Genomic DNA, 12,059 nt, shown 5'->3' on the forward strand with positions numbered 1-12,059 from the left:
ATTTTCATTTATACCTCCATTTGGTTGAAAACTGGACTTGCTACGTTTTCTTGTTTTAAAAAAGGGAATAGACGTAATACGGATTATATGTGTTTAGTATATTCGGGCCATGATAAGGAATGAAAAGGTAATAAGAAGATAATTATAATCGATGAAATAATCAGAAATATTATCGCAAGGGATAAATAGTAACATGTCTCGCAGAAAAGCGTTGAGGGGAGGAAGTTCATGTGAGCCTTTTGCCAAATGCAACATTTCATCCTTTAAGTGAACGGGCCATTATTATCACTTTAGGAGAGGGCATTGATCCACAGCTGCATGCTTATGTTCAAAAAGTGATGACAGCTTTAAATGAAAACCCTTTCGAAGGGTATATCGAATCGGTTCCGAGTTATACAGGGGTTACGGTGTTTTATGATCCAATAAAGGTTCGAAAAAACACGTATCCTAAAGCGAAAATTCATAAAACAGTTATGGGATGGCTGGAAGAAAGAGTAAAGGAGGCAGGAAAGAAATATACTTCAAACAGCAAGCAGCATATTGTCGAGGTTCCCGTTTGCTATGGCGGAGATTTTGGTCCGGACTTAAGCGACGTGGCAGAGAAGAATGAGTTAAGCGAAGAAGAAGTTATTCAGATTCATGCAAACGGGGAGTATCTGGTTTATATGATTGGTTTCGCACCGGGTTTTCCGTTTATTGGCGGGATGTCGGAAGAAATTGCGACCCCGAGGAAAGAAAAACCCAGAGAACTCGTACCAGCCGGTGCTGTTGGAATTGCGGGGGCCCAGACAGGAGTTTATCCATTTGCGACGCCGGGAGGATGGCAACTAATCGGACAGACGCCCATCACTTTGTTTGATGTGGACCGGGAACAGCCGAGCCTTTTGAAGTCAGGTGATATGGTGAAGTTCAAGCCAATCTCCCGGAAGGAATATGAGGAGCAAAAGGAGGCGAGGTAATGGACGTAGAGGTCGTAAAGCCCGGCATGTTAACGACAGTACAAGACAATGGGAGATTCGGTTTTTTGAACCAGGGAGTACTTCAAAGTGGGGCGATGGATCCCATTGCAATGCGTACAGCTAACTTATTAATAGGCAATGATGAATGGGAGGCTGTACTTGAATTAACGATATCTGGTCCGGAGATTTGTTTTAAAGAAGATGCTCTTATCGCAGTAACTGGCGGTGGAATGAATCCTGTTGTGAATGGGAAGACTTTCTATCTTGGCTCACCAATCTTTATCCCAAGCGGACAGGTTCTTTCGTTTAAACCAACAGGGGTTGGAATACGAGCATATCTGTCTATTGCCGGAGGATTAAAGGTTCCGGAAATGATGAATAGTAAAAGCACCTATTTACGTGCCGGATTTGGGGGCTACCATGGACGTGCGCTGCAAAAAAAGGACACCTTACAGATAGGGGAGTTAAGTGAAAGTGCTGCGAAGCGTAAGGACATGTTGGCTGATAAAGCAAATGGACAAGCCTATGCACCAAGATGGGGAGCGGTTGACTTACGGCTCGACGACAAGGACCGGTATACGGTTCGAGCTTTTCCGGGTACGCACTTTGACTATTTTACAAAGGAGAGTCAGAAGCTTTTCTTTTCTGAAGCGTATTCTTTATCTACACAGGCTGATCGAATGGGTTTTCATTTTCAGTCGGAAAACATATTAAAACTCAAGGAACCATTCAACGTTCTTTCCGAAGCGGTGGCGTTCGGTACGGTTCAAGTCCCCAATGAGGGGAAGCCGATGGTATTAATGGCGGATAGACAGACAACCGGAGGGTATCCAAGAATTGCCCAGGTCGCTGTTGTGGATTTGCCAAAGCTCGCGCAATTGCGGACGAATGAACAAATTCACTTTGAGCCAATTACGTTTGAGAAAGCAGAAGAACTGTATTTTCAACAAGAAGATGCCATGAAAGAACGAGCCATTGCCATTCAATTAAAGTGGGAAAATGAAGGAAATCAATAGCAATTAAATAGAGAAAGGTTTTGCAAGAGACAGTCTTGGAAGGGGAACGGCCATCGTTTTCCAACTAAAAATATTGGAAAACGAAGCATCTGATTCAGATAATGTCATACAAGTTGATTGACATGTACCAAGAAGCCCTTTTTGACAAGCTTATATCATGAAAGGATGGTTGCAATGGAGGACAGAAAAAGCATTATAAAAAAGATTCGAGATGGAAGCTGGTCTGCTCCTACATCAGGAATCCTGCCCGGTTTTGCACAGGCGAATCTGGTTGTACTTGATAAAGCTGTGGCGTTTGAATTCTTGCTATATTGCCAGCGAAACCCGAAGCCTTGTCCGGTACTTGATGTCACCGAACCAGGCAGAGCAGTGCCGGAACTTGCAGGCAAGGATTCCGATTTACGCAGCGATATCCCGAAATATCATGTTTATCAAACTGGTGAACATGTGGAGACCGTTGAGCATATAGAACATTTTTGGACGGATACATCTGTTGCTTTTTTACTAGGGTGCAGTTTCACCTTTGAAGAGGCGTTAATTCATAATGGAATTGCTATCAGACATAACGAGGAAAACTGCAATGTGCCAATGTTTGAGACGAATATAGACACCGTGCCGGCCGGGTTGTTCAGCGGTCCGATGGTTGTAAGTATGCGCCCGATGAAACGGGCGGATGCCATCCGTGCTGTGCAAGTCACCTCCCGTTTTCCTGATGTTCATGGTGCACCGGTGCATATTGGAGACCCGAGTGCGATTGGAATAAAAAATATCACACAACCAGATTATGGGGATGCAGTGACATTAAAAGAAGGAGAAGTCCCGGTTTTCTGGGCTTGCGGAGTGACTCCTCAAGCAGCTGCAAAAGCAAATAAGCTTGATATGATTACGCATGCACCGGGGCATATGTTTCTTACGGATATAAAAAATGAGACATTAGGTGTCCTGTAGATAGAGAAGGGAGGGCTCCATGTGCATGGACAGCTGAGTGAGAAAGAACGAAACAGATTTTTACGCGGTGCGATTTTCTTGATGGCAACATCGGCCATTGGTCCGGCATTTCTAACGCAAACGGCGACATTTACTGATGAATTCATGGCGAGCTTCGCATTTGCAATTGTTGTCTCGCTTATCATTGATATCGGGGTGCAGCTTAATATTTGGCGTGTTATTTCTGTATCAGGGATGAGGGGACAAGAAATAGCCAATTTTGTATTGCCTGGTTTAGGTTTTCTGATTGCCGGACTTATCGTGTTTGGAGGCTTTGCATTTAACATTGCAAATTTAGGCGGAGCCGGTCTTGCCTTGAACGTACTTTTTGATCTCCCTCCGGCGCTCGGAGCTGGTATGACAGCTGTGATTACGATTATTATTTTCTCTATTCGAAATTACGGCAAAGTGATGGATCGTTTAATGCAGGTTTTTGGTGTGATCATGGTTATTATGACCGGATATGTTATGTTTACGACCAATCCACCGTATCAAGAAGCATTCGTTCGTGCATTTGTACCTGAAGATTATGTCATATTATTGCTGCCGATTGTCACCATCGTTGGAGGAACGGTCGGAGGCTATATTTCCTTTGCCGGTGGTCATCGATTGGTTGATGCAGGCGTAACTGGAAGAGAAAACGTCGGGTTTGTCAGTAAAGCGGCAAGTTACGGGATTTTAACAACCGGTCTCATGCGCCTATTTTTATTCCTTGCTTTTTTAGGTGTCGTTACTGCGGGATATACCCTTGATGAAAACAACCCTGCTGCAACTGCATTTCTCGTTGGTCTTGGTGATATCGGTTATTATATGTTTGGCATCGTCCTGTTTGTAGCGGCTATCAGTTCTGTTATTGGTGTCGGTTATACGAGTATTTCGTTCTTACGTTCCTTTCATCCTATTTTCGAAAAGTATAATAGTTGGTTTATTGCCGCTTTTATTGCAATATCTGCTGTTATTTTTATTTTTCTTGGAGAGCCGGTCCGGTTATTAATCATTGCCGGGGCATTGAACGGAATCATCCTACCAATTATTCTCATCACCATTCTTATCGCATCTCGAAAGAAAAAAATTGTCGGTGACTATAAACATCCGACATGGTTGATTGTCTTTGGGGCAATTACGGCTTTATTTACAATTGGTGCAAGTATCATCGCGCTGGAAGGGTTACTGGATTTATTTAAATGATATAGAGGGAGGAGTTTACTATGTTAACCATAGATATAAATTGTGATATGGGAGAAAGTTTTGGAGCTTACAAAATGGGGGCGGATGAAGAAATTCTTCCGTTTATTACATCAGCAAATATCGCGTGCGGGTTTCATGCCGGAGACCCTTCAACGATGCGCAACACCGTTCAGCTGGCAATGGAACACGGTGTAAAGCTCGGAGCGCATCCAGGTCTTCAGGATTTAATTGGATTCGGGAGAAGAAATATGGATATTTCATATAAAGAAGCTTACGATCTCGTGCAATATCAAGTCGGCGCACTTCAAGGTATCGTCAAATCAGAAGGTGGAAAGCTCCAGCACGTTAAAGCACATGGTGCATTGTATAATATGGCGGCAACAAATGAGAATTTAGCCGAAGGAATTGCCCAAGCGGTCTACGATCTCGACTCTAATCTCATCTTATATGGGCTGGCAGGTAGCAAACTGCTTGAAGCAGGTGAAAAAGTCGGCTTGCAAACAGCCAGCGAAGTTTTTGCGGATCGGACATATCAGGAAACAGGCATGCTTACGTCGCGCCGTGAAGCAAATGCACTTATCGAGGATGTAGATACAGCCAGTGCGCAAGTGATTCGTATGGTTACAGAAAACCAAGTGGAAACGGCACAAGGAAAAGATATCATGATACAAGCTGATACCATCTGCATTCACGGTGACGGGGCCAATGCGCTTGCGTTTGCTAAACAAGTGAAAGAAAAAGTAAAAGAAGCAGGAATTACGGTACAGGCATTTCAAAAATAGGAAATAAGAGGCTGTCCTTCAACTCGCGGGGGCAGCTTTTCTTATGGATAGCAGCGGATATAACCGTAGCGTGCAAGTATGAACAGAATGTAAGAGGAGCGATATTTCAACGGTAGATACAGAAAAGTGAATATGGAAAAATCGTCTGTTACTCCCTTGCTGAATGAAGGAATACTTTAAAAAAGTATTGTAAAACGCTTTCTTATGATTTATACTAAATCTAAATCGGTTTACTAAACCGGTTTATCAAATGAACGATAAATGGGTGAAGCAAATGGAAAGAATTACGATGGCTGATGTAGCTAAATATGCAGGCGTGTCTAAAAGCACGGTTTCCCAATATGTAAATGGTCGTTTTGACTATATGGGAAAAGAGACGCGTGAAAAAATAGGCAAAGCTGTCAAGCATTTAAATTATCAGCCTAATATGGTAGCACGGAGTTTAAAGCAAAAATCATCGACCACGATAGGCGTTATTGTAGCAAATATTCTGCATGTATTTTCCACGCAAGTCATCCGGGCAATTGAGGATTATTGTCATCAAAGAGGATTTCATGTGATTGTCTGTAATGCCGATGATCAGCCGGAGAAAGAAAAAAAGTACATTGAAATGTTGAAGGCAAAGCAGGTGGATGGCATGATTGCTTTTCCTACTGGAGATAATGTAGCGCTTTACCAGCAGTTGCTGGATGAGGGGTATCCACTAGTATTTATGGACAGGATTGTTGAAGAACTGAAAGTAGATACGATTCTGCTAGATAATGCAGAAGCATCAAGGCTGGCTGCTGAAACATTATTACAGGGGGAGTATAAGCATGTTGCCGTAGTAAGCCCGCCTTTACTGAAACAAGTGACACCAAGAATGGAACGTGTCCATGCTTTTCAAAAAGCAATGCAACAGACCAATCATCCTATTCCAAAGGTTTCTTTGGTAACCGGGAAAATTCCTACTATCTATGAAAAGCTGGATGCATTATTTCAAAAAGAGGAACGTCCGGACGCTATTTTTGCGATAAATGATCGTGTATTGCATGAAGTACTGTCGTTTTTAAGCAAGAAAGATATGCAGATACCAGATGATACGGCCATTATTAATGTAGATGACGTATCATTCGCGGATTTTTATAATCCGCCGCTTACAACGATTTCGCAGCCTGCTTTTGATATGGGAGAAAAAGCAGCAGAAATCTTGTTTACGATTATTTTAAAAGAGAAAACGGACAGGCATTCGGAAATGGTGCGGTTTAATCCAATTTTGATCCGAAGAAAATCTTGCTGAAAAAGGAGAATCATCGAATGAGAGAAATATTGCATACAGTCGCTGGAGAAATGCAGGAAGTCTTGTCACAGGTTGATGCAACTCAAACAGCCGAATTGGCAGAGGAAATACAAAAAGCAAACCGGATATTTATTGCGGGAACAGGAAGATCAGGTTTGGCAGGTAAAATGTTTGCGATGCGGTTAATGCACAGCGGTTATTCCGTATATGTCGTTGGAGAGACAATTACGCCAAGCCTGGAATCGGATGATTTATTACTATTAATCTCCGGTTCTGGCGGGACGGCTTCTCTGTTAAACTATGCTCAAAAAGCAAAAGATATTACGGCATCGGTTGTATTGGTTACAACCAATGCGCAATCCGCTATTGGTAAATACAGCAATCATATTGTCCGCATCCCGGCTGCTACCAAAAAGCGGTTGGAAACAGAACCGGAAACGATTCAGCCGCTGGGCAGTCAATTCGACCAATCTGCGCACTTGATATTAGACAGCATCATTGTCTATTTACTGCAAACCTATCCAGGTAACCGTAATGAAGAGAGCTTAAATCAAAAACATACAAATTTAGAATAGGAGACATTGATATGACTATTATTGAAGGAATCAAAAAAGAGAAAGTAGTAGCGGTTATCCGCAAATCCAGTGAAGAAAATATTGTAGAAATTCTGGAAGCTTTGGCGGAAGGCGGCATTCATCATGTTGAAATTACGGCAGAAACGCCAAATGTCAATGCCATTATTGCAAAAGCGGCAGCAAATGTAGATGAATCAATTAAAGTTGGCGCAGGAACTGTATTGGATCCGGAAACAGCACGTTCTGTTATTTTGGCAGGAGCATCCTTTGTTGTAGCGCCGACATGGAATTTACAAACATTACAGCTTTGTCAACGTTATGGAATAGAACATATTCCAGGCGTGCTCACACCTACAGAAATAACGACTGCATATGAACATGGCGCCCGCATGGTAAAAGTATTTCCAGCTGATGCAGTTGGACCTAAATATATTAAAAATATCCGTGGCCCGCTTCCTCATGTAACTGCTATGGTAACAGGCGGAATCACCAAAGATAATTTAAGAGAATATCTGGATAACGGCAGTGCAGCTGTCGGACTAGGCAGTAATCTGGTGGACGCATCCAAACTGAAAACAGAAGAAGATTATCAAGCACTGACAGAACGTGCGAAGGAATTTATTGCATTAGCCAAGTAGGAAGTATAGTTAAGAAGAATAAGCAGCAGAAATGAGTTTGGTTACCATCTGGATGTCCTCTCATTTCTGCAAATTATCATGTAGGGAGAAAAGATGCACTCATTTTGTAGCAAAAAAGGGAGGTTACGAATGATGAAAATGAATAAATGCGTTTTCATTTTCAGTATGGTTGCAGCATTGTTCCTTTTCTTGGCCGCTTGTGGGAACGATGAACTTGAGGAGGAAGAAGACGGGACGCTAAAAATTATTGCAGCACATAACCAGACATCACCTGATAATCCTTACCAAGCTGGACTTTTAAAATTTAAAGAAGTTGTGGAAAAAGAATCGGATGGTGCTATCGAAGTTGAAGTTCATGCCGGAACAATTGGTACAGAAGAAGATGAACTGGTTGAAAAACTCCAATTGGGAGCAGCAGATGTTGTCGTTGTTTCACCTGGATTTATGACACAGACCGGAATACGTGAAGTTGACTTATTCTCCGCACCGTATTTATTCAATGATTATGAGCATTGGCTCCGTACTGTAGACGGAGAAGTAGGAGAGGAAATGGCACAAATTATCAATGAAAAATCAGATAACTCTTTTAAATTGTTAGGTTACTGGTCAGCAGGAACCAGACATTATTATGGCAAAAAACCAGTTGAAACAACGGAGGACATGAGAGGATTGTCATTCCGAACACAGACATCAGGTGTTGTATCAGATTTTTGGACAGAAATTGGCGCTATTCCTTCAGGTATTTCGTGGGGAGAGTTATATCAAGGTTTACAGCAGGACGTTGTCGACTCATCTGAAAACGCATACCCATTTTTTGTACAGCAATCTCATCATACAACCCCAAATGGAAAGTATATCAGCGAGACTGCTCATGATTATACAACGCGTTTTCTTCTAATAAACGGGGAGCGATTTGATAATTTAGATGAAAACCAGCAACAAATAGTGCTGGATGCGGCAGAGGCATCTGTTGAGACAGAACGTGAAGTAACCTTAGAACAAGACGAAGACTATAAACAGCAAGCTATCGATGAAGGAGCAGAAGTTAATGAAGTAAATCGTGAGCCTTTTATTGAAAAAGCACAGCCAATTTTAGATGACTTTGCTGAGGAAATTGAAGTCGAAGAAATGCTTGAGAAAATCCGCGCTCTAGCAGAAGAGTAAGGGGGGGAGACCAAATGAAAAAAGCGATACAGGCGCTGGAGAAGGCACAAATTACGATCGGAATTATTTTTCTATGTATATTCTTTTTCGTTATCGTTTTACAAATTGTCACGCGACAATTGGGAATATCGATTATTTGGACGGAAGAAGCAGCCAATTACTCCTTTATATGGGCTGTGTTTATGGGGGCTGCAGTTATGGTCAATCGCCGGGAACATTTTAACTTTGATTTCTTGCAGCAAAAACTACAAGGGAAGAAAAGAATTTTTCTAAGTCTAGTTAATGACAGTGTTTTAATTATCTTTAATGTATGTATCTTTTTATTAGGTTTGCAGGTTGTCAATGAATTTTGGAATTATACATGGTCAACGCTTCCGGAAATGAAAATGGGATATGTCTGGATTGCAATACCAATTATGGCAGGTACAATGCTGGTTTATACACTTTCTCATATGGTTCAGCATGTACAGAAGTTAAATGCAAAGGAGGTTCATGAATAATGGGATTTTTGCTGTTAGGTGTATTCTTAGTCTTGATGTTTATCGGCGTACCGATTGCATTTGTCATAGGAATAGTTGCTTTAATTGGTATCTTGATTATTCCTTATACTCCGGAAGCAACTGTCGCTATGACCATGGTAAATGGTCTGGATTCATTCGTATTGATAGCTGTTCCATTGTTTATTCTGGCAGCTAATCTGATGAATTCAGGAAAGATTTCTGAAAAGCTAATTGATTTTGCTTTGGCCATTGTTGGGCCTGTTCGCGGCGGGTTAGCACATGCAAACGTGTTGGTGTCGATGATGTTTGCTGGTGTATCCGGAGCATCGCAGGCAGATACAGCAGGCGTAGGGAAAATTCTTATTCCCAGTATGGAGCGTAAAGGATATGATAAAGAAACGTCTGTAGGGGTTACAGCTGCATCTTCAACTGTCGGGGTAATCATTCCTCCGAGTATTCCAATGATTATTTTTGCAGGGCTGACGAATGCATCAGTTGGAGCTTTATTCTTGGGAGGAATTATTCCCGGCATTTTAATCGGTTTGGGTATGATGATTTTAATTTATGTGATAGCTGTTAAAAGAAACTATCCTAGAGATAAGCGCGTTGAAATGAAGAAATTGTTTACATTATTTTTAGATGCATTTCCAGCTTTATTAACACCTGTTATTATTATTGGAGGTATTATATCTGGTTTTTTTACCGCTACAGAAGCTGCGGCAGTAGCATCTATTTATACAGCAATTGTTTGTATGTTTTATTATAAAACATTAAAAATAAAAGATTTTCCAAAGATTTTATTTGATACACTGGCACTTAGCTCTTTGTCATTATTCGCTCTGGCAGCAGCCAGCGCTCTTGGAGAATTGATGAGCTATTATCAATTGGGAGCAACTGCACAAGCATTTTTCGAAAATAATATTGGTTCACAATGGTTATTTATCCTTATTATTATTGCGTTTTTCTTATTCATTGGTACATTTATGGATGCGATTCCAGCAATGATTCTGTTCGTACCTATTATATTGCCGACTGCTTTAGAATTCGGAATGGATCCGGTGCATCTAGGATTAATTATCATTATGACACTTGCGATTGGATTGATTACGCCGCCATATGGACTCTGTTTGCTGCTTGCAGCAAAAATAGGAAATATGTCGATAGAACGGTCCTTTGTGGCAGTCGTTCCATATATTGCAATTGTGTTGGTTGTTCTGTTATTTGTAGCTTTCTTCCCGGATATGGCGCTTTATATTCCTAAACTAATCAGTCCATCCTTATTTTAATAAAAATCACTAAAAAGGAGGCATACAAAAGATGGAACTATCTGATAAACAGATTGCGGCAGAAAAAGCCGCTGAACGGGTGAAAGATGGTATGATACTTGGAATCGGCTCCGGTTCAACGGTTAATTATATGTTACAAAAACTTGCTGAGCGAATAGAAGCAGAAGGGATCCAGATCAAAGGAATTCCTTCTTCTAAAAAAACTGAGAAACTAGCCAATGAACTTGGCATTCCGCTGACCACCTTTGCTGAGAATAGTCATATAGATCTTGCCATTGATGGTGCCGATGAAATCGATGAACATCTTCATCTCTCTAAAGGAGGCGGAGGTTCGTTGGTTCGGGAAAAGATGGTTGATAGTCATGCAGACTATTTTATTGTGATTGCAGGGGCAGACAAACTGGTAAAAAGATTAGGAGCTTTTCCTTTGCCTGTAGAAGTGATTCCTTTTGGTTGGGAAGTAACGGAAAAGAAGCTTCAGAAATTAGGATGTCATACTGCCTTGCGATATCAGGAAGGAAAGCCGTTTGTATCGGATAATGGCAATTACATTATTGATTGCCAATTTGAAAGCATAGAAGAGCCAGAAAGCTTGCATAAGGAAATGAAAGCACTGCTTGGTGTAGTAGAAACAGGTATATTTATCAATATGGTGAATGAAGTAATTATTTCGGAAAATGGAAAAATAAAAAGGTTATGAAACCGCAGACATGAACTTGGAGGGATTAAAATGAAAGATGTTATTACACTAGGAGAGGCCATGATTGTTTTTAATCCAGAAGCAACAGGGCCGATGAAATTTGTAAATGGATTTAAAAAGCATATTGGAGGTGCTGAGCTGAATGTAGCTGTTGGCTGTTCACGGCTTGGACTTCAAACGGGGTACATCAGCAGCTTGGGGAATGATGAATTTGGGAAAACGATTCTTACCTTTGCAAGGGGAGAAGGCGTTGATGTACAGGAAGTGAATCTGGTTGACGGTTATCCGACGTCATTAAATTTTAAAGAAATAATGGAAGATGGCAGTGTCAGAGTCTTTTTTTACCGTGATAAGTCACCTACCTTAACGATGAAATCGGAAAGATTAAATGAAGCCTATATTAAAAATGCACGGGTACTGCATTTAACCGGTATCTTCCCGGCTATTGGCGGAGATAACCTGGAAGTGATGATGGAAGCAATCCGTCTCGCAAAAAAACATGATGTAAAAATTGCTTTTGATCCCAATATTCGTCTGAAGATGTGGACAAAAGAAGAAGCACGAAAGGTATTATTAGATATTCTTCCACATGTGGATATTTTGCTCACAGGAGAAGATGAAATGGATATCATTATCGGCGAGCATGATCCGGAAGCAATTATTGAGAAAACCAGAGAATTTGATATTCCAACTGTCATTATTAAGCGTGGTGAACAAGGTTCTGTGGGATATGATCAAGGAAAAACGGTCCAAGCAGACCCTGTTCAAGCTTCCAAAGTGGTGGATACGGTTGGAGCTGGCGACGGATTTGATGCCGGTTTTCTTTACGGTTATCTGAACAATTGGGATTTAGAACGCAGTCTGCATTTTGCAAATACGATCGGTTCGATGGTTGTTGGTGTGGCAGGCGATAACGAAGGGCTGCCCTATTATGAAGATGTGCAAGAAAGATTAGGAGAAGTAGAACGGATTGATCGGTAAGGAG

Annotated in this window: 13 protein-coding genes; all 13 read left to right on the forward strand. The window is 41.3% G+C overall.

What is annotated here, in order from left to right; translation table 11 throughout:
- Positions 1 to 230 precede the first annotated feature (230 nt).
- The 13 genes from pxpB to B7E05_RS05175 all read left to right on the forward strand — a co-directional run bounded on the left by pxpB (position 231) and on the right by B7E05_RS05175 (position 12,055).
- On the forward strand, positions 231 to 959 hold the full coding sequence (pxpB, locus tag B7E05_RS05115) for a 5-oxoprolinase subunit PxpB (RefSeq protein ID WP_080873031.1): 729 nt from the start codon (positions 231 to 233) through the stop codon (positions 957 to 959).
- Positions 959 to 1,975 (forward strand): 5-oxoprolinase subunit C family protein, encoded by a 1,017-nt coding sequence (locus B7E05_RS05120; RefSeq protein WP_080873033.1) that lies wholly within the window; start codon positions 959 to 961, stop codon positions 1,973 to 1,975. The genes pxpB and B7E05_RS05120 overlap by 1 nt, the downstream gene beginning before the upstream one ends.
- Before the next feature lie 174 nt (positions 1,976 to 2,149).
- Positions 2,150 to 2,923 carry a putative hydro-lyase gene (locus tag B7E05_RS05125; RefSeq protein ID WP_080873035.1) on the forward strand — a complete coding sequence of 258 codons (774 nt, stop codon included), beginning with the start codon at positions 2,150 to 2,152 and terminating at the stop codon, positions 2,921 to 2,923.
- Positions 2,924 to 3,004: 81 nt separating this feature from the next.
- On the forward strand, positions 3,005 to 4,150 hold the full coding sequence (locus B7E05_RS05130; protein ID WP_080876224.1) for an NRAMP family divalent metal transporter: 1,146 nt from the start codon (positions 3,005 to 3,007) through the stop codon (positions 4,148 to 4,150).
- A gap of 20 nt (positions 4,151 to 4,170) precedes the next feature.
- On the forward strand, positions 4,171 to 4,932 hold the full coding sequence (locus B7E05_RS05135; RefSeq protein WP_080873036.1) for a LamB/YcsF family protein: 762 nt from the start codon (positions 4,171 to 4,173) through the stop codon (positions 4,930 to 4,932).
- A 274-nt stretch (positions 4,933 to 5,206) separates the two neighbouring features.
- Positions 5,207 to 6,211, forward strand: coding sequence for a LacI family DNA-binding transcriptional regulator (locus B7E05_RS05140; protein WP_080873037.1), 1,005 nt, complete (start codon positions 5,207 to 5,209; stop codon positions 6,209 to 6,211).
- A 17-nt stretch (positions 6,212 to 6,228) separates the two neighbouring features.
- Complete coding sequence (gene hxlB / locus B7E05_RS05145) at positions 6,229 to 6,786, forward strand: 6-phospho-3-hexuloisomerase (RefSeq protein WP_080873039.1); 558 nt, start codon at positions 6,229 to 6,231, stop codon at positions 6,784 to 6,786.
- Positions 6,787 to 6,797: 11 nt separating this feature from the next.
- Positions 6,798 to 7,424 (forward strand): bifunctional 4-hydroxy-2-oxoglutarate aldolase/2-dehydro-3-deoxy-phosphogluconate aldolase, encoded by a 627-nt coding sequence (locus tag B7E05_RS05150; protein WP_080873040.1) that lies wholly within the window; start codon positions 6,798 to 6,800, stop codon positions 7,422 to 7,424.
- 132 nt (positions 7,425 to 7,556) lie between these two features.
- Positions 7,557 to 8,588 (forward strand): TRAP transporter substrate-binding protein, encoded by a 1,032-nt coding sequence (locus B7E05_RS05155; protein WP_143833179.1) that lies wholly within the window; start codon positions 7,557 to 7,559, stop codon positions 8,586 to 8,588.
- Between the two features lie 14 nt (positions 8,589 to 8,602).
- The gene (locus B7E05_RS05160) at positions 8,603 to 9,088 is read left to right on the forward strand and encodes a TRAP transporter small permease (protein ID WP_080873041.1); all 486 of its coding nucleotides are present in this window, start codon (positions 8,603 to 8,605) and stop codon (positions 9,086 to 9,088) included.
- Complete coding sequence (locus B7E05_RS05165) at positions 9,088 to 10,374, forward strand: TRAP transporter large permease (protein ID WP_080873042.1); 1,287 nt, start codon at positions 9,088 to 9,090, stop codon at positions 10,372 to 10,374. Before B7E05_RS05160 ends, B7E05_RS05165 begins: the two co-directional genes overlap by 1 nt.
- A 31-nt stretch (positions 10,375 to 10,405) precedes the next feature.
- A complete protein-coding gene (gene rpiA / locus B7E05_RS05170) occupies positions 10,406 to 11,074 on the forward strand; it encodes a ribose 5-phosphate isomerase A (protein ID WP_080873044.1) in 669 nt (222 codons plus the stop codon).
- 30 nt (positions 11,075 to 11,104) lie between these two features.
- On the forward strand, positions 11,105 to 12,055 hold the full coding sequence (locus B7E05_RS05175) for a sugar kinase (protein WP_080873045.1): 951 nt from the start codon (positions 11,105 to 11,107) through the stop codon (positions 12,053 to 12,055).
- Positions 12,056 to 12,059 lie beyond the last annotated feature (4 nt).

This window comes from Oceanobacillus timonensis (genome assembly GCF_900166635.1).
Lineage (GTDB): Bacteria > Bacillota > Bacilli > Bacillales > Amphibacillaceae > Oceanobacillus > Oceanobacillus timonensis.